Annotated in this window: 20 protein-coding genes and 1 tRNA gene; 15 read left to right on the forward strand and 6 right to left on the reverse strand. The window is 58.1% G+C overall.

Annotated elements, in window-relative coordinates:
* Positions 1–16: 16 nt before the first annotated feature.
* From ACMGFM_RS02565 to ACMGFM_RS02575, 3 genes are read right to left on the reverse strand one after another with little or no spacing between them, the layout of a single operon-like run.
* A complete protein-coding gene (locus ACMGFM_RS02565; RefSeq protein WP_436900784.1) occupies positions 17–1,093 on the reverse strand; it encodes a sensor histidine kinase in 1,077 nt (358 codons plus the stop codon).
* Positions 1,094–1,135: 42 nt separating this feature from the next.
* Positions 1,136–1,633: a helix-turn-helix domain-containing protein gene (locus tag ACMGFM_RS02570; RefSeq protein WP_436900785.1), complete on the reverse strand. Its 498-nt coding sequence runs from the start codon at positions 1,631–1,633 to the stop codon at positions 1,136–1,138.
* A 55-nt stretch (positions 1,634–1,688) separates the two neighbouring features.
* Entirely contained in the window at positions 1,689–2,741 is a 1,053-nt protein-coding gene (locus tag ACMGFM_RS02575) for an APC family permease (RefSeq protein WP_436900788.1), read from the reverse strand.
* A 320-nt stretch (positions 2,742–3,061) separates the two neighbouring features.
* Here ACMGFM_RS02575 and sdhC point away from each other — a divergent pair, with 320 nt between their 5' ends.
* The 15 genes from sdhC (at position 3,062) to ACMGFM_RS02650 (ending at position 13,945) form a co-directional block, all read left to right on the forward strand.
* On the forward strand, positions 3,062–3,478 hold the full coding sequence (sdhC, locus tag ACMGFM_RS02580; protein WP_436900789.1) for a succinate dehydrogenase, cytochrome b556 subunit: 417 nt from the start codon (positions 3,062–3,064) through the stop codon (positions 3,476–3,478).
* On the forward strand, positions 3,478–3,843 hold the full coding sequence (locus ACMGFM_RS02585; protein WP_436900790.1) for a succinate dehydrogenase/fumarate reductase transmembrane subunit: 366 nt from the start codon (positions 3,478–3,480) through the stop codon (positions 3,841–3,843). Before sdhC ends, ACMGFM_RS02585 begins: the two co-directional genes overlap by 1 nt.
* Before the next feature lie 2 nt (positions 3,844–3,845).
* Entirely contained in the window at positions 3,846–4,703 is an 858-nt protein-coding gene (locus ACMGFM_RS02590) for a succinate dehydrogenase/fumarate reductase iron-sulfur subunit (RefSeq protein WP_436900791.1), read from the forward strand.
* A 28-nt stretch (positions 4,704–4,731) separates the two neighbouring features.
* A complete protein-coding gene (locus tag ACMGFM_RS02595) occupies positions 4,732–6,561 on the forward strand; it encodes an FAD-binding protein (RefSeq protein WP_436900792.1) in 1,830 nt (609 codons plus the stop codon).
* 66 nt (positions 6,562–6,627) lie between these two features.
* Positions 6,628–7,296: a helix-turn-helix domain-containing protein gene (locus ACMGFM_RS02600; protein WP_436900793.1), complete on the forward strand. Its 669-nt coding sequence runs from the start codon at positions 6,628–6,630 to the stop codon at positions 7,294–7,296.
* A 51-nt stretch (positions 7,297–7,347) separates the two neighbouring features.
* A complete protein-coding gene (locus tag ACMGFM_RS02605) occupies positions 7,348–7,728 on the forward strand; it encodes a hypothetical protein (protein WP_436900794.1) in 381 nt (126 codons plus the stop codon).
* Positions 7,729–7,770: 42 nt separating this feature from the next.
* Positions 7,771–8,307, forward strand: coding sequence for a cob(I)yrinic acid a,c-diamide adenosyltransferase (locus tag ACMGFM_RS02610; RefSeq protein ID WP_436900795.1), 537 nt, complete (start codon positions 7,771–7,773; stop codon positions 8,305–8,307).
* Between the two features lie 43 nt (positions 8,308–8,350).
* Positions 8,351–8,620: a DUF7553 family protein gene (locus ACMGFM_RS02615; RefSeq protein ID WP_436900796.1), complete on the forward strand. Its 270-nt coding sequence runs from the start codon at positions 8,351–8,353 to the stop codon at positions 8,618–8,620.
* A 53-nt stretch (positions 8,621–8,673) separates the two neighbouring features.
* The gene (locus ACMGFM_RS02620; protein WP_436900797.1) at positions 8,674–9,402 is read left to right on the forward strand and encodes an alanyl-tRNA editing protein; all 729 of its coding nucleotides are present in this window, start codon (positions 8,674–8,676) and stop codon (positions 9,400–9,402) included.
* Between the two features lie 56 nt (positions 9,403–9,458).
* Positions 9,459–9,533, forward strand: a tRNA-Val gene (locus tag ACMGFM_RS02625).
* 716 nt (positions 9,534–10,249) lie between these two features.
* Positions 10,250–11,032 (forward strand): class I SAM-dependent methyltransferase, encoded by a 783-nt coding sequence (locus ACMGFM_RS02630; protein ID WP_436900799.1) that lies wholly within the window; start codon positions 10,250–10,252, stop codon positions 11,030–11,032.
* A gap of 115 nt (positions 11,033–11,147) precedes the next feature.
* Complete coding sequence (locus ACMGFM_RS02635) at positions 11,148–11,429, forward strand: DUF3311 domain-containing protein (RefSeq protein ID WP_436900800.1); 282 nt, start codon at positions 11,148–11,150, stop codon at positions 11,427–11,429.
* Positions 11,426–12,958, forward strand: a complete 1,533-nt coding sequence (locus ACMGFM_RS02640) for a sodium:solute symporter family protein (protein WP_436900801.1) — start codon at positions 11,426–11,428, stop codon at positions 12,956–12,958. The genes ACMGFM_RS02635 and ACMGFM_RS02640 overlap by 4 nt, the downstream gene beginning before the upstream one ends.
* Positions 12,959–13,140: 182 nt before the next feature.
* Positions 13,141–13,521 (forward strand): SRPBCC family protein, encoded by a 381-nt coding sequence (locus tag ACMGFM_RS02645; protein ID WP_436900802.1) that lies wholly within the window; start codon positions 13,141–13,143, stop codon positions 13,519–13,521.
* 73 nt (positions 13,522–13,594) lie between these two features.
* Positions 13,595–13,945 (forward strand): DsrE family protein, encoded by a 351-nt coding sequence (locus tag ACMGFM_RS02650; protein ID WP_436900804.1) that lies wholly within the window; start codon positions 13,595–13,597, stop codon positions 13,943–13,945.
* Between the two features lie 44 nt (positions 13,946–13,989).
* Here ACMGFM_RS02650 and ACMGFM_RS02655 read toward each other — a convergent pair whose 3' ends face one another.
* The 3 genes from ACMGFM_RS02655 to ACMGFM_RS02665 all read right to left on the reverse strand — a co-directional run bounded on the left by ACMGFM_RS02655 (position 13,990) and on the right by ACMGFM_RS02665 (position 16,389).
* Positions 13,990–14,964, reverse strand: a complete 975-nt coding sequence (locus ACMGFM_RS02655; protein ID WP_436900805.1) for a hypothetical protein — start codon at positions 14,962–14,964, stop codon at positions 13,990–13,992.
* 161 nt (positions 14,965–15,125) lie between these two features.
* Complete coding sequence (locus ACMGFM_RS02660) at positions 15,126–15,413, reverse strand: sulfurtransferase TusA family protein (protein WP_436900806.1); 288 nt, start codon at positions 15,411–15,413, stop codon at positions 15,126–15,128.
* On the reverse strand, positions 15,406–16,389 hold the full coding sequence (locus ACMGFM_RS02665; protein WP_436900807.1) for a hypothetical protein: 984 nt from the start codon (positions 16,387–16,389) through the stop codon (positions 15,406–15,408). The genes ACMGFM_RS02660 and ACMGFM_RS02665 overlap by 8 nt, the downstream gene beginning before the upstream one ends.
* Positions 16,390–16,490: the final 101 nt, after the last annotated feature.

A 16,490-nucleotide genomic window follows, 5' to 3' on the forward strand; every position in this document is an offset into this window, starting at 1 on the left:
TTCCGTCTTCTCGACGCTACTCGAGGGGCAACTCGACGACCAGTATTGTCGGGTCTGCCGCCCGCGTAATCTCGATATCGCCGCCGTACCGGTCGACAATGAGCGACGCAAAATAGAGGCCGAGACCGTCGCCGTTGCTGTGGTGGCCGCGGGTGTTGGGGTCGAACGGGCGGTTAGCCTCGATACCGGGGCCGCCGTCGTGAATCTCAACCTGTGCGGTTTCTGCGGTTTCAGTTACTGTGACGGACACATCGCCGTCGCCATGGATGACACTGTTCTCGAACAGTTCGGCAAAGGCGAGATGGAGTAACTCGTCGGCACGAACCGTCGTCTCGACGGCGTCGAGGCCAGAGACAGATAATTCACCTGCGGCCGCCGCCACATCTCGGCCGTCGCGGAGCGCAGTCACGAGGTTGTACGCCGCTGGGTCCGCCGCGTGTGTCTGGATGTCGACGAGTGTTTCGACGCGGTCGACAACCTGTTCCATGTGCTCACAGTGGTCCAGAATCGTCTCAGTACCGTCGTCGGTTTCGACCTTTCCTGTCTCCATCAACTCGGCCCGGCCGGCGATAGCGGAGAGGTCGTTGAGAATCTGGTGTCTGAGGATGCCATTGAGCGAAGACAGCGTTTCCTGCTGTTCGTCGAGGAACTCTCGCCGGGCCTGTTCGCGGCTGGCTTTCGTGATTAGCTCTCGAACGCGAACGTCGTAATAGCCAATCACCGCACCAAATAGCGTGCCTGCGGCGAGGACGGTGAGAAAGAGGAACATCGAATCGAACGCAGAGTTAATCGTAGGGAGGACGACTGCTCCCCACGCGCTCATCGCGGCAACGACGAGAATATCGAGACTCATCCACCCAAGGACGCGACCCATCTCGTTGAATTCCCGAATTGTCAGCGCAATTCGGGCGCCGACAGCGATCAACACGAGACAGGTTCCAACCAGCCCGGCGGCCTGCAGGAGTTCCTCGTCGGTCAACTCGCCGTCGAGAAAGACTGCAGCGACGCCAACAGCGAGCATCAACGTTCCGAGCAGGCTGATCGTGTACCGCCACCAGTCTCCAACTAGGAGACTCCGGAGTTGATCAGCCATCTGTCTGAAGTAGCAGACGGGTTAAGATAAGCCTACCCCACGCTACTCTGACTCGACGAGTTCAACGTCCAGAAACTCCTCGACAGCGGCGACAATGCTTCCGCCGAGGTTGGCCTGAATGGCCCGGCCCTGTTCGAGCGCGAGCAGGTCACCTTCGTCGACGTCGAGTTCAGCGGCGAGTTCACCGAGTTGGTAGCCGGCCTTCTGGCGCGCGTCAGTTACAACGTCGTCGTAATCGGAGACAAGATACGGAAGCTGGTCGTCATCGTAGTCCGCCCCGCTCTCCCAGTGTGAACTGTCGGGCTTGGCGGCGTCGTGCATCTTCGCGGTATTCTGTGCGGCTCGTTTCTCTCGACTCTCCCCGTCGTCGCCGGAGTTCTTACTCGTGGTGGCGTTGTCGTCGTGCTGGGCGCAGTCACTGCAGACCTCCAGTTGCGCACCGGCAACGTTCACTTCTTGGGTCTTGACATCCCCTGTCCCACAGAGTTCACAGCTATCGCCAGAACTGCCACCACCGCTACCTGTCGAATATTTGGCCATGCCGCCGCTAGCAGATTGCTCATATATAACTCTTAGTTCCTCGTTGTCAACGGTGTTACTCGTGGCCGTGCAATGACGACATCCGTTCGGTGATGTCGACACCTTTGTTGCGGTACTTCCGGACACGGTACCGGTGGACGACTGTTGTGACGCCAATCCAGCCGAGCACCACGAGAAACGCCGAGGGCTGGCTCAGCACGACGAACACGCCGAAGATACCGGAGACAGCCGTGTTCCCGACGGCAACAACCTTGAGCACTGGCATCGGCAACCTGTAGAAGGAGTGTTCGTACCGCGCCGGGAATATGTGGGGGAGTCGCCACAGCGCGACCCCGAGCATGGCGAAGGCGACGAAAATACCCGTCACGGTGACCGTCACCAGCCAATCCAACATATCGACCGCAAAGACCGAGTTTGCGTAGATGGCAACCGGAGCGAGAAGCAGTGGCGGTACACCGAGCGCGAGAATCGCCGTCGTTGGCGTCCCGAATCTGTCGTGGACTCCCGCAAAAGAACCGGGAACCACGTCGTCACGGCCCGCGCGCATGATGGTCCGCGAGTAGGAGGTAAACAGCGTGTTGATGGTCGTCGCGGCGCCAATCAATGCGGCAATCGCAATCAGCGCGGCAACTTCACTCGAGGTGAACGTTGCTGCGACTGCGGCGAGCCCACCGCCCGCCTCAATTACGGGCGCAGCCTCTTGCCACGGGAGGACGCCGGCAAGAACAACGACAACGCCGAGCGAGATAGCGACGACGATGCCCATCCCGATGGCGAGCACGCGGGGAATGTTTTTGATTGGATTCTTGAGTTCCTCACCAATCTCGACAATCATCCCGAACCCCTGAAACGGGATGTACAGCGTCACGATTGCGATGAGCAGCGGACTGTAGCCGCCGGCGAACGGCGCGCCCTCGCCCTCGGTGGGAAACAGCGGCAGGTAGTTGCCGGTATCGACGCCCGTTGCGCCGACGACGATGAAGGTGAGCAACCCCCCGACTAACAGTGCGACCATCGCCAACTGGACGCGGACGACGAGTCGCACGCCGACGTAATTTAACAGTAAAAAGCCTGCGAGTAGCGCCCAGACGACCAGCAGGGTCGGCAACGGTGCTGCGAACGAGGCGACGAAGAAGGCGAGATACTCGGCCCGGCGGCGACGAGCATCTGCGTCGGGACGATAAAAATCGACATGCCGATCGCCGTCCCGACGAGTAACCCCACTGCCCTCACGAGCCCGATTTCCCCCGTAACGAGCTTGTAATCTTCTGCTGACATGAGCTGTCTTCTCAGCAGTCGACAGCGAGTTATTTCAATGTATCGGCGCTCACGGCCGTCGGTTTGTACCGGAGCAGTGGTCGTAGTGATACTTGAGTGCCCGTGGCACTGTGTAGTAACTACTATTTATCCCCACCCCAAGGTGCGTATATGTCACAATCGTTCGATCGAGGCACCGTCGAAAGTTTCGGACGGTGGCTGGAGTTCAAACCCGGAATGTGGGCGTGGATTCTCCACAAACTCACCGGGTGGATACTCGTCGGCTACCTGTTCACGCACATCGCCGTGTTGAGCACGGCTACCGGCGTCGACCCGGCGGCCGCCGCGGCGGGCAACGACATCTACACGACGACGCTGCAGGGACTCGAAGAGCTACTCATCGTTCGCTTCCTCGAAATTGGACTGCTCACCGTGGCTGTGTTCCACATCCTGAACGGGATTCGACTGCTGTTCGTTGACCTCGGACTCGGACTCGGTCGACAGGATGTCAGCTTCTACGTGTCACTGGTCATGACCGCACTGATCACGCTGGCAAGCCTGCCAACCTTCCTCGGAGGTGTACTGTAATGGCTCAACACTACTCCTCGTTCGAGCACAAGGGCTGGCGGTGGTTCGTCCAGCGCATTACTGCCATCTTCCTCATCGGCGTCCTTGCCTTTCACTTCATCACACTGCACTTCGTCAACCACGCCGCAGAGATTAGCTTCGCCGGAACTGAAGCACGGATGAGCCAGTGGGGCTACTTCTCGCTGATGGTCACCTTCCTCGTCACCGCCGCGTTCCACGGGGTCAACGGCGTGTACAACGCACTGGTTAACATGGGACTGCAGGGCACCCAGAAGAAGGTTGTCGCCGCAATCCTTACCATTGCGACGGCCCTACTGGTATTGCAAGGATTCCGTGTTGCGACCGCTATGACTGGACTGTTCTAACAATGAGTACAGAAATTCAACAAGAGACTGAGACTGCCGACGAACAGACAGCTGAACAGATCCGTGAAGAGGTCGCAGCAGACCTCTCGGAGAAGCGCCGTGAACAGATCAAAGAGGACCTCAACAGTGCCGAGAAGACGATCCAGCTGAAGGTCTTCCGGTACGACCCTGAAATTGAGGGCAAAGAAGAACCGCGGTTCGACTCGTTTACGGTTCCATTCCACCGCGGGATGACGGTCCTCGACGCGCTCATCTACGCGCGTGACAAGTACGACTCCTCACTGACATTCCGACACTCCTGCCGACAGGCAGTCTGTGGTTCAGACGCACTCTTCGTCAACGGCCAACAGCGCCTCGGCTGTAAGACCCAGATGGGCGAACTCGACCACCCGGTTCGAATCGAACCGCTCCCGCATCAGGATGTCGTGAAAGACCTGGTCGTCGACATGGAGCACTTCTACGACCAGATGGAAGCGGTCGAACCGTTCTTCGACCCCGACGACCTCCCCGAGGGGGAACTCGAAGAACAGCGCCAGACCCCCGAAAACCGCGAGAAAGTCAAACTCTCGACGCGGTGTATCTGGTGTGGTGCGTGTATGTCTTCCTGTAACATCGCCGCGGGCGATAACGAGTATCTCGGGCCCGCAGCCATCAACAAAGCCTACCGCTTCGCGATGGACGAACGCGAGGGCAGCGACCGCAAACAGGAACGTCTGCGCATCATCGAGCAGGAACACGGCGTCTGGCGCTGCCAGACCCAGTTCTCCTGCACGGAGGTGTGTCCCAAAGACATTCCACTGACAGAACATATTCAGGCACTGAAACGCGAATCGATCAAGAACAACTTGAAGTTCTGGTAGACCAATATACCATAGATTCCACCAACCAATGTACAAACATGACGTCATCGTGGTCGGCGCGGGCGGCGCCGGCCTCAGGGCAGCAATCGCGGCACACGAAGAGGGCGCAGACGTTGCGCTCGTGAGCAAACTCCACCCGGTGCGAAGTCACACCGGCGCAGCAGAGGGCGGCATCAACGCTGCACTCCACCCCGAGGACTCCTGGGAACTCCACGCCTACGATACGATGAAGGGCTCGGACTACCTCGGCGACGCGCCTGCCATCGACACCTTCGCCAAGCAGGCACCTGACGAGGTCATCCAACTCGAACACTGGGGGATGCCATTCTCCCGTGAGGAGGACGGCACCGTCTCCCAGCGACCGTTCGGTGGCCTCTCGCACCCGCGAACGACCTACGCCGGTGCAGAGACTGGGCACCACCTGCTGCACACGATGTACGAGCAGGTTGTCAAACGAGGTATCGAAGTGTACGACGAGTGGTACGTGTCCCGACTGGCTGTCACGGACCACGACCGTCCAGAGGACCGAGAGTGCTACGGTGCTGTCGGCTACGACATCAAGACGGGCGAAATCGACGGCTTCTACGCCAGCGACGGCGTCATCCTCGCAACTGGTGGAAATGGACAGGCCTTCGACCACACGACCAACGCCATCGCAAACACCGGCGACGGCCAGGCACTCGCCTACCGCGCCGGCGCGCCGATGGAAGATATGGAGTTCGTCCAGTTCCACCCGACGACGCTGCCTTCGACGGGTGTACTGATCTCCGAGGGTGTCCGTGGTGAGGGTGGAATTCTCTACAACGGCGACGAAGAGCGGTTCATGTTCGAGTACGGCTACGCGAACAACGAGGGCGAACTCGCCTCTCGGGACGTGGTTTCCCGCGCCGAACTCACAGAGGTCAACGAGGGCCGCGGAATCGACGACGAGTACGTCCACCTCGACATGCGCCACCTCGGCGAGGAGCGTATCATCGACCGACTGGAGAACATCCTCCACCTCGCAGAGGACTTCGAGGGCACGGACGGCCTTGACGACCCGATGCCGGTCAAACCCGGCCAGCACTACCAGATGGGCGGTATCGAAGTCGACGAAAACGGGAAGACCTGTATCGACGGCCTCTACGCGGCCGGCGAGTGTGCCTGTGTCAGTATGCACGGCTCGAACCGTCTTGGTGGGAATGCCCTGCCCGAACTGCTCGTCTTCGGCTCTCGGGCTGGCCAGCATGCCGCTGGTGGTGACCTCGAGGAATCAGATATCCCAACTGGGCCGTCCGCACAGAGCGAGGACGGTGACGTCGACACGCCGGTCGAACCCGGCAGCGTCGGCGACAGTTCCGACCCAGTCGTCGCTGACGGTGGTGCCGTGGCGTCGCCGGAGGAACTTCTCGAAGAGGCCATCCGCAAAGAGCAGGAGCGTGTCGAGACGATGCTCGAACGCGACGGCGTCAACCACGCCGAAGTCCGCGAGAAGGTCCAGAAAACGATGACCGAGAATGTCAACGTCTTCCGCGAGGAATCCAACATCAAGGAGGCGCTGAAGGTCATCCGCGAGGCCCGTGAGCAGTACCAGCACGTCGGTGTCGCGGACAAGTCTCGGACCTACAACACGGACCTCATCCACACAATCGAGACGCGAAACGTCATCGACAACGCAGAAGCGATTGCGCTGGGCGCACTCGCCCGCGAAGAGTTCCGTGGTGCTCACTGGCGCGCAGAGTACCAGGAACGCCGTGACGACGAGTGGATCAAACACACGATGCTCTCGTGGAACGACGGGACGCCGAACCTCTACTACAAGCCCGTGATCCTCGAAGGTCACGAGCAGACCTACGAGCCAAAAGAGCGCTCGTACTGAAGTCGGCCTTTTTCTCCGCCGACCGATAACTAATTATAAGTTGCCATCATCGATTCTGGAAACGGCATGTACGTCGAATTTCACCACCAGAGCGAAATTTTTCATCAGACGTTGCGGGAGACGGAGGGAGTTGAGGTGGTGGTCAGGAACCTGGCGACCGGCCCGGAGACGCCGCTTCGACTCATCGCGGCTGTCACCGGAGATGGGTGTGGTGCGTTTCACGACCGGGTGGCCGAAGACCCCTCTATCGCGGAGCTAAAACTGCTCGAAGATGGAGACCTTCGGCGCCTGTACTGGGCGAAGGCTGTTCTGGGGACAGTTGACCAGCGTGCATACGAGGCGGCAGTCGATTCCGGTGGTGTCTACCTGCAGTCTCGCTGGGCCGGCGACGGCTGGTACACGACGATGAACTATCCGGACCAGGACTCGTTTCAGGATTACCAGCGGCGAATCGACGAGGCGGGGATGGAGATCGAACCGACGCTCGTTCGTGCGGGTCGGTACCTCCTCTCCGGCGGCGCGTTCGACCTCACAGAAAAACAGGAAGCCGTGTTGCTCGAAGCCATCGAAGGGGGCTACTTTGAGGTTCCGCGGGGGTCGACGCTCGGTGATATCGCCGACAACCTCGCGATTAGCGAACAGGCGGCGTCGGAGCGACTCCGGCGCGCGATGGCCTCGCTTGCCCGGGCAGCGGTGACGAACTCCGGGGAGGAGTCGGTCACAGTAGAGCAGTAACCGCCCAGTCTGGGTGATTGCTTAAATATCGTAGCGCCGTATACGTTGATAATGGCTTCGGAGCCGTCGTTTACAATTCCTGCCCGGCCACAGCGAGAGTATCCATATAGCGGCGGGGTGGAGTACGACGGCCAGACGATTTTTCAACTAGTCCCGAGCGACGACCACTCCAACGACTCTCTCTCAGAGCTGTTAGGAACGACACTGGCAGCGGGACCGTACCAGTATGGTGACTTCTATAATCTCCCGATGACGTTGTATCTCGTCCGAGATGAACACACCGGCGACGTCTTTCGGGCGTCTGTTCGGGACGGCCGAATCCGGTTGCACGTCCTCCCAGAGACGGAATCAACGGGACTTCGGCAACTCTACGACCGACTCACTGAGCGCGCTGACGATAGCTTCAGCGTACAGTGCGAGACGTCGGTCTGATTCGACCGGAATTTTAAGAAGCTGTCGGCCCGACCAGATGGTATGAAAATCTACACCGGCCGTGGTGATGACGGGCTGACTGACCTGCGGAACATGGAGCGGGTCTCGAAGTCCAGCGCTCGAATAGAGGCCTACGGCAGCGTCGACGAAGTGAACGCACTGGTCGGGAAAGTGCGACCAACGGGTCACGACGATGTGGACGAGCAACTCCGGGAAATCCAGAATCACCTCCACATCGTGCAGGCCGACTTCGCCAATCCCGACCCGGACGAGGACGACCCACAGGTCCGCCAGCGCCACGTCGACGCTGTCGAAGGGATGATCGACGCGTACGACGACGAACTCGACCCGCTGGAGTCGTTCATTCTGCCAGGTGGCTCTGACCCCGGCGCGCGTCTGCACCACGCACGGGCGGTCTGTCGCCGTGCAGAGCGGCGTGCAGTGACGTTTGCTTCTGAGGAGTCTGGCGTCAACGGTACGGGTGTCGTCTACCTCAACCGCCTCTCAGACACGCTGTTCACGCTGGCTCGGGTCGTCAACCAACGTGAGGGCGTTCCGGAAGAGAATCCGACGTACTGAGGCTGCCAGAAGAGATATATCTGGCCACGACTTATTTTCGTGTATGAACAAACACTTTGAAGACACGAAATACTACGTCAAACGCGCGGGCGAAACGGCAAAGAAAGGCATCTCTGAGGAACTCGAACCGCTCCAGGAACGGATCCAGAATCTCCGAGACGAAGAGGAAGAGCCGGAGCCGGGCCGCGTCGAGAAGCTCCGTGAAGACATCAAAGAACTGCAGGGACGCGCGGAAGGCGAGGCAAAGGAGGCCCTCGGTGAAGCCCGGGAACGGCTGGACAAGGTTCGCAACCGCGAACAGCCAGCCGAGTAACGCAACAGAAGTTCGACATAACGCTCTTTTATCGCCCACTCTCACTCCGAGTAATGACTGAACTGCGGTACTTGCCTGACGCAGACGACGTGACCACATTCGAGGCAACGGTGGAAGAGGCGACTGAGGAGTACATCATCCTCGATGGGACGTACTTCTACCCGGAGGGTGGTGGACAGCCGCCGGACCACGGTCGTATCGAGTGGGCGGACGGGAGCGCCGAGATTGACGACGTGTGGAAAGACCACGGCGACGTACGCCACGGTATTGCGTCGATAGATGGTGACCTGCCAGCAGCGGGCACGACCGTCGAGGGGCGTGTCGACGAGCAACGGAGACGGAATCTCTCACGGATGCACACGGCCCAGCACGTCGTTTCGCGGGTGGTTCTCGACGAGTACGACGCGACCACAGCGGGAAATCAGGTCTATGCTGACCGCTCGCGAATCGATTTCGAGCCAGCCTCTTTCGACGAAGATGACCTCGACAGAATCGAATCGTTGAGTAACGAGGCTATCGAGAGCGACCACGCCGTGGTCAAAGAACAGCGGCCACGCGAACAGGTTGAAGCGAACGTCGACGAGGGCCGGGCACTGCTGGATATGATCCCGGACCACGTTGACCCACTGCGCGTCGTCGCCATCGAGGAGTTCGACATGTGTCCCTGCGGAGGGACCCACGCCGACAGTCTCGGTGAGTTGGGTGAGGTGTCGATTCTCGACTGCACCTCGAAAGGTGAGGACATCGAACGGATCGAATTTACGCTGTCTGGCGTGGAGTAGGCCCTCGCGTTCGAAGGCAATTCTTAAGTCGCCAACCGAGTTAGGATGAGGTGTTCGGGTTGGTGATCTAGCCCGGTTATGATACCTCCTTCACACGGAGGACGCCGGCGGTTCGAATCCGCCCCAACCCACTTCTTCCGAACGTACTGACGAGTGGTAGCGAGTCGTACGTGAGTGAGACGTGAGACGGCGGATTCGAAGCAGGGAACGAAGCGCAGCGAAGTGACCGAGGTTCGAATCCGCCCCAACCCATACCTGAATCGTACGGACTCTAACAGCCCTTTTTTTGGCTCTTACTTCATCTATCAGCAGATTCGTCATTTTTAGTGCTTGGTTCGGGCCGGTGATATTTCGGTAACCCATACGGTCAGATAACGCGGGTCGCTTCCGTCCGGGAGTCTGGGCATATGATGCGGTGGCTGGGTAAATAACCGAGAGAAAAAACTCCCTCACGACCGTTCGTGAGCTGTATGGACTCAAATCTGAGGGGCTGCCGATAATACTTGTCTTGCAGACCAGAAGTTCAACCCATCCAATATTGAGCACAAATTTTTCCTTCCGGCCGAAGATTCTCGTAAAAATAGCTTGCTTGGTTCAATCTCACGAGGCTTCTTCTGAAGCTCGGCATCCAAGTCAAACACGGTGGCCTGCAGGTCGCTCCGATCCCACAAGGGCTCGTCTGAAACCGTCAAGTCGTTTAGTAAGATACTGTTTGAGAACGATAGCGTTGTTTGTTCCTCGTCGGTAGCAGCTACAGTAAGGGCAGGTTTCCGGAATGGATACTCTTGCAGTATATAAAATTATTAGCAGTGCTTTTTTTTTGATTACTCCCCCGTAGTGAACTCATATGCCCGAGTCATCTGAGCATAAACGCACTGTTCGTCGTGCGTTCACGGAGCAAGCTGAGGCGTACGCGGCGAACGCGGCGGTGGCAGACACGGAGCGGATCAGTCGTTTAGTCGAAGCAACAAAGGTTGATTCGGACGCCCGCGTGCTCGAAGTCGCTACTGGTCCGGGCCATGTCGCATTTTGCTTCGCTGATCACTGTACAGAAGTGATCGGAGTTGATCTGACGAAGGCACCGCTCGAAATCGCTCAAAACGAGAAACGAAAACGCGAGACAAAAGCCGTCGAGTTCATTGTGGGTGATGCCGAGAGTATTCCCTGTCCCGATAACTCGTTTGACCTTGTTGTCTGTCGGTTAGCACTCCATCACGTCGAACAGCCCAGACACGTCGTTCAGGAGATGGCACGTGTCTGTCGCTCGAACGGAACTGTCGCTGTCGAAGATCTGGTTGTCAGCGAACATACTGAACGAGGCGAATATCAAAATAGGTTCGAGCGTCTCCGCGACCCGTCCCATACTCGTGCTCTTCCGCTCAGTGAGATAATACAGATAGTCACAGACCAGGGAATAGAAATAGACCATCTCGAAACGGGTTCGGTGGTACAGAACGTTACAGATTGGTTGTCCAACGCAGAAACCCCCCAACAACAGGCGACAGACGCCAGAGCGATGATTCGGGAAGATGCCGATGAGGACTTGAGCGGGACCCGTCCGTTCTGGCGCAACGACGAACTCCATTTCACCCAACAGACCGCTATCGTCGCAGGACACATTCTCAAGTGAAACCGATTACAGGTCGTTTCAATCTAGCTTTCCGGACGAGATTGGAGAGGAAACCTTTTCGAAATCAAATAACGATGGATATTTGACTTCATGTCGTAAATCAGTAGCTATCAGGATGGATTCGACGGTATCACAGTTCGAACGGTACGCTTGGTTCGGTGTGTTCGGAGTGCTTGTCACGTTCGCAATACCGTGGTTTTGGTGGGGAGTAGAGCGAGTCCTCCTCGGTCTTCCAATCTGGTTATGGTGGCATATCGGCTGGATGCTCCTTGCGGCGGTTTCGTTCTGGACGTTCACGCAACGAGCGTGGGGACTCGGCGTCACAGGTGAGTCCGGAGCGGAATCACACGTGGAGACGAGTGAAAGCCCCGCTGAAACAACCGAGGGAACATCATGACTGAACTACTGCAGACCGCAATTATTGTCGGGTATCTTCTGGTCGCACTGGCTGTCGGGCTGGTTGCCTACCGCGTGACAGAGCGGACTGCGGAGGATTTCTATTTGGCTGGTCGGACCTTCGGCACGGTCGTATTACTGTTTACGGTCTTTGCGACACTGCTGTCGGCATTTACTTTCTTCGGCGGTCCGGACACAGCCTACGCCTTCGGTCCAGAGTGGATTCTCGTCATGGGGCTGATGGACGGGATTATTTTCGCGCTGCTGTGGTACGTTGTCGGTTTCAAACAGTGGCTACTCGGCCAGCAACACGGGTACGTAACCCTTGGCGAGATGCTTGGCGACCGGTTTGGCTCGCGCGCACTCCGCACACTTATTGCAGGAGTCTCGTTGTTCTGGCTGTTCCCGTACGTGATGCTCCAACAGATCGGCGCTGGCGGCGCACTCGCGGCACTCACGGACGGGACCATCCCGTTCTGGGGTGGTGCAACGCTCGTGACAGTGTTCATGATACTCTACGTGGTGCTGGCCGGTATGCGTGGTATCGCCTGGACGGACACACTCCAAGGGCTGTTCATGCTCGTTATGGTGTGGGCCGCTTTAGCTTGGGTACTGCTCGGCGTCGACGGTGGTATCGCGACCATTAACAGCGGACTCGAATCAAACGCGAGTCCGTTCCTCGAACTGGGTAGCGACTACTACACGCCACCGCGGATGCTCACATTCGCTATCTCCATCGCGTTTGGCGTCGCGATGTTTCCGCAGGTGAACCAGCGGTTTTTTGCAGCGAACTCGGAGGCAGTGCTCAAACGGTCGTTCGCGCTGTGGCCTGTACTCGTGTTGTTGCTTTTCGTTCCCGCGTTCCTGCTCGGAACGTGGGCCGCGGGGTTGGGGTTGGAGGCCAACATCGCGTCGGGGCAGAGTATCCTGCCGGTCATTCTCGACGCGTACACTCCGGCGTGGTTCGCTGCGCTGGTTATCGCGGGCGCAATCGCGGCGATGATGTCATCCTCAGACTCGATGCTCCTGTCGGGCGCGTCGTATTTCACTCGTGACGTCTACCAGCCGCTCGTAGACGGGTCACCCTCGGAGCGCCGAGAGGATTTGATGGGACGGCTCGGCGTGGCTGTCTTCGCACTGGCGGCACTGGCCGCGAGCATCTGGGCGGAGGCTGGGGCACTCGGTGCCGGTTCGGTTGGCTCCGTGCTCATTGGAATCGGTGACCTCGCCTTCGGTGGGTTCGCACAGCTGACACTGCCGGTCATCCTCGCATTGTACTGGCGGCGGACGACACGTACGGGAATGATTGCCGGAATTCTCGCTCCACAATTCGTCTATCTAGCTTTCAGTTTCCTAAACGTCTGGCGCGTCGCGGACGTTTCTCTCTTCAAAGAAGCCTACCTGGGCTGGGGTATCTCGCTTTACTGCATGCTCCTGGGCCTCGTGGTGACTGTCTGCGTCTCGCTTTTGACCACTCGCACGTCTGGGGAGAACGTCGATCTGTACTTCGAGGACCTGAGCGCCGACTAATCCGGTCGAACTGTGAGCTTCTCTGAGGAAGCTCTTCGCAAATAAGGATATCCGTGCCGCGTCAGAACCGACGAAGCGGACTGATACCGTTTGGTCGACACGACACACACGATGGGAAACACATGAACTCAATCACAGTATCACAGCGGTTCGACGAATCGCCCGCCACCGTCCGAGAGGTTATGACCGATCTTGAGCCGTTCATGATGGCTGCCGGATTCGACGACGTATCCATCGACGGTGAGATCATCGAAGTCGCAAACAGCGTTGGGATCGCAACGATAGAACTGACGCTCGAACTGACCGACCATCAGGGAGCGGATCTCGCCTACGAGCAGCGTGAGGGCATCTTCGAGGCGATGCAGACCATCTATACCGTAACGGAAACCGAGACGGGTAGCGAGGTGACTGCGGTCACTGAATTCGCACTCGATGTTGCGGTGGTCGGAGAACTGCTCGACGCGACGGTTATCAAACGACAGCGGCGACGGGAACTCTCGGCACAGTTCGATTGGCTCGAAGACCGGCTCGCAGGTTCGCCAGCAGAATCCGGACCCCAGTGACATCGCCTTTTCAGTTACTGCGAGGAATATATTCGCAACGACCAATATTCGTATCTCCCACAAATAGACAGTCATGTCGAAACATGCATTCCTGCTGTTGTCGCCGCCGGGGAATCCGGGGAAGATTGCAAATCCACTCGAATACGCTACACAGCTCGACGACGCGGGCCACGAGGTCGTCGTCTGGTTCGACGGTGGCTCGACCTTTTGGTTCGAGGAACTGTCGGACCGCCCTGCACCGGCACTCGACGCTTACAGAGCGGCCAAAGAGCGCGGGCTAATTACTGGTGTTTGCAATCATTGCGCGACCCACAAGGGCGTTGTCGAGACTGTCGAGGATGAGGGGTTTGAGATTACCGGAGACGCTCATCAGCCCGATGTGGGGGCGCTCGTCGACGACGGATACGAACTGCACATTGTGTGAGGTATTTCAAGTATCCTGTTAAATCCGGCTGATCCTATCGTTTCTCACAGATATTTTGCTCTGAACACGTAGGTGTCGAGCGATGACCCCTTTGTGAGCGGGGGTTGTGAATCCGGGTCAACGGCCGATTCTGGTTCAGTGCTAATACGGGACAAATAACCGTCCAGATTCGACGTGTTGATAATTCTACGGTTTTCGTCCGGAATCACACCTACCAATTCAACCGCCTCCAACGCAGCGACATGCTCGGCAGACTCCAGATGATTGTTCGCGAGCACCCACCCACCTTCTCGCAGATTACGCGTGACGATCGGCTCCTCCATGAGGCCGGCATTCTGGAAGAGAATTATATCGGCTCCCGTCTCGAGTTCGTGCGCTGTTGCGTCCGCCCAGACCGTCTCGTAGCCGGCCTTGTCGAGATCGTCCATCGCTGCCGCGTCGACATCCGCGTAGACGACACGACTCCCTGGAAATGCAGCCGATGGACTCACGTCGTGACCTGAACCCGGGTAATAGACAACCGCTGAGGTGACATCGAAATGGCGGGCAAAGGCTTCGTACTGTGTAACCCTGTCATCGACAGTGAACGGTGCCGACCCGGCGTTCATCGAAACAAGGGATGCAGGGCACATCTCCTCTGGAAGCACATAACCCGAGTTGTCGTGGTCTGGGCCGACTTCAAATCCCGCAGTGTGGACTCGCCGGGCGGCCTCCCGTATCGAGGCTGTCTCGGTGACGATGTTACCCCAATCCGTCTGTTCCTGCTCCCGTGCTTGTCCGATGTACACCGCTTCTTTCTCGCGGGCCTCTAGGTACAGCTCGTTTATTCTGGCCGCGAGGACTTCGCCGGGTCGCGTCGCCGAATCGAGTCTGTGCTCGCAACACTCATCGAGATATTGTTTGCTCTCTTCGGACAGCTCCGCGTAATCGGCGTTAGCGAGTTCCTCTTCGACAAGTCGGGTGTAGATGTCAAGTGCGTTGTCGAGTCGCTCAGCCCAGATTTCGAGGGTGACTGTCATCGAGAGCGCTCACTGGTAATTCGTCGGCTGGACCAATTAGAGATTTGGATACTGCTCCGGGACGTGAACCCGAGCCACAACCTCGTCCAAATATGTTCAGGGCCGAGCCACATATACTCCAGATAGTTTGGCATGGAAACTGCGAATTCACCGACGTCCGGTCACTCAGGGCGAACCCTGAGATATGTCGTGTACTCTTTGCGGATAAGTCGCTTTCGCTCAGATTCGATAGCCAATAGTTCGTGGGGCGTCTGGGCCGCGAGTTTCGGGTACTCTATTTTTGCCCGACGGTCGGTGCTTTGGATTCGGAGTACGTCACCACCATCCAAGTCTTCGAGAGCGCGCTGAACACGTACGATACCGTTCGCACACCCGGTCCCCCGGTTGTCGACGGTCAGTTTCGGCTCGCAGTCCGGCGGTTCCGTGGGGATGGTGTCTTGTTCAGTCATCGGTTGTCCCCTCCGTGGTGTTTATTTGATCCGTCTGGCCCATCTCCTCCAGATCGCAGACCCCCTCGATCGGAGAACAGGCTCGCCACATGGGGCAGAGTTTGAATATGACGACGAGGGCACCGATAAGTCCCAGTTTGGCCACCACGATTAGTCCGAGCGACGACCCCAGGTAGACAGTGAGACTGTTACCGAAAGAGGAGTACGCCTGATAGAGGCCAGTGACAAATATCGTCGGGAAGATGAACCGGACGACCCAGCGGAATCGTTCGAGTTGTTGCCCTGCCGCCCTGACAACTGGGATGGTCGGGGATTGCTGTCCTGTTGGCACAGCCACGAAAATGTTCCAGACGGCACCACCGAGCCAGATGGCAAACGCAAGCAGGTGCAGTGTTCGAATCCCTGCCAGACCGACAGTCCCGTGCCGAAGCCCGACTTCCGCGACGGAGGTTGCGGCGAGGAGACCAACCGCAAATGCGAACCTGCTCACGCCCAGTGCGCCGCGGAACTGTTGCTCGACTGACTGTGTGCGGAACTGTGAGATGACGAGCACAGCGAGCAATCCAATAAAAAGTAACGTCACGGACACCGAAACAATCGTTCCAAGAGCGGACCGCCAGTATCTGGGGAGAACAATCCCTCCCGTCACGGCGAGTACAATCGTTGCCAATAGGGCGATGGTGTCGAATCGGTTGTACATCTGACTGCAGTACTCGTCTGTCCCGTCATTGAGGTCTTGTGGGCGGACGAAGAGGTGTTTCCAGCACAAACCACCCACCAGAACGCCGAGACTCACCAGATATCCCCACTTCGCGACAACAATAATAAGCGACTCCACTCCGCTGAGGCGAACTGTGAGGAACGTCCCGGCGAGCGAGGCAATCAGGATGATGGTCAGCGCTATCTTTGGCAGCGTGTACCTGTCGAAAAGCTCGTTGGAACTGGCATCGGTTGCTTCGTGGCGTACCTCTCCCATTGTAACGTTCCGTTCGGACACGTCTCGCAAGTGACTGCTGTCGAAGATATTCGCACACGAATCGATACGGTAGGCCCACAGAGAACCGTTATGAGGAATGG

The organism is Halovenus halobia, from assembly GCF_051414135.1.
In the GTDB taxonomy this organism is placed as follows: Archaea; Halobacteriota; Halobacteria; order Halobacteriales; family Haloarculaceae; genus Halovenus; species Halovenus halobia.

What these genes read in the sequence shown, in the direction of transcription:
- ACMGFM_RS02590 (WP_436900791.1), top strand. Translation starts at nt 3,846, where the DNA reads ATGAGTACAGAAATTCAACAAGAGACTGAGACTGCCGACGAACAGACA.
- ACMGFM_RS02600 (WP_436900793.1), top strand. Translation starts at nt 6,628, where the DNA reads ATGTACGTCGAATTTCACCACCAGAGCGAAATTTTTCATCAGACGTTG.
- ACMGFM_RS02605 (WP_436900794.1), top strand. Translation starts at nt 7,348, where the DNA reads ATGGCTTCGGAGCCGTCGTTTACAATTCCTGCCCGGCCACAGCGAGAG.
- ACMGFM_RS02610 (WP_436900795.1), top strand. Translation starts at nt 7,771, where the DNA reads ATGAAAATCTACACCGGCCGTGGTGATGACGGGCTGACTGACCTGCGG.
- ACMGFM_RS02585 (WP_436900790.1), top strand. Translation starts at nt 3,478, where the DNA reads ATGGCTCAACACTACTCCTCGTTCGAGCACAAGGGCTGGCGGTGGTTC.
- ACMGFM_RS02650 (WP_436900804.1), top strand. Translation starts at nt 13,595, where the DNA reads ATGTCGAAACATGCATTCCTGCTGTTGTCGCCGCCGGGGAATCCGGGG.
- ACMGFM_RS02595 (WP_436900792.1), top strand. Translation starts at nt 4,732, where the DNA reads ATGTACAAACATGACGTCATCGTGGTCGGCGCGGGCGGCGCCGGCCTC.
- sdhC (WP_436900789.1), top strand. Translation starts at nt 3,062, where the DNA reads ATGTCACAATCGTTCGATCGAGGCACCGTCGAAAGTTTCGGACGGTGG.
- ACMGFM_RS02665 (WP_436900807.1), bottom strand. Translation starts at nt 16,389, where the DNA reads ATGGGAGAGGTACGCCACGAAGCAACCGATGCCAGTTCCAACGAGCTT.
- ACMGFM_RS02645 (WP_436900802.1), top strand. Translation starts at nt 13,141, where the DNA reads ATGACCGATCTTGAGCCGTTCATGATGGCTGCCGGATTCGACGACGTA.
- ACMGFM_RS02660 (WP_436900806.1), bottom strand. Translation starts at nt 15,413, where the DNA reads ATGACTGAACAAGACACCATCCCCACGGAACCGCCGGACTGCGAGCCG.
- ACMGFM_RS02640 (WP_436900801.1), top strand. Translation starts at nt 11,426, where the DNA reads ATGACTGAACTACTGCAGACCGCAATTATTGTCGGGTATCTTCTGGTC.
- ACMGFM_RS02565 (WP_436900784.1), bottom strand. Translation starts at nt 1,093, where the DNA reads ATGGCTGATCAACTCCGGAGTCTCCTAGTTGGAGACTGGTGGCGGTAC.
- ACMGFM_RS02620 (WP_436900797.1), top strand. Translation starts at nt 8,674, where the DNA reads ATGACTGAACTGCGGTACTTGCCTGACGCAGACGACGTGACCACATTC.
- ACMGFM_RS02615 (WP_436900796.1), top strand. Translation starts at nt 8,351, where the DNA reads ATGAACAAACACTTTGAAGACACGAAATACTACGTCAAACGCGCGGGC.
- ACMGFM_RS02655 (WP_436900805.1), bottom strand. Translation starts at nt 14,964, where the DNA reads ATGACAGTCACCCTCGAAATCTGGGCTGAGCGACTCGACAACGCACTT.
- ACMGFM_RS02570 (WP_436900785.1), bottom strand. Translation starts at nt 1,633, where the DNA reads ATGGCCAAATATTCGACAGGTAGCGGTGGTGGCAGTTCTGGCGATAGC.
- ACMGFM_RS02630 (WP_436900799.1), top strand. Translation starts at nt 10,250, where the DNA reads ATGCCCGAGTCATCTGAGCATAAACGCACTGTTCGTCGTGCGTTCACG.
- ACMGFM_RS02635 (WP_436900800.1), top strand. Translation starts at nt 11,148, where the DNA reads ATGGATTCGACGGTATCACAGTTCGAACGGTACGCTTGGTTCGGTGTG.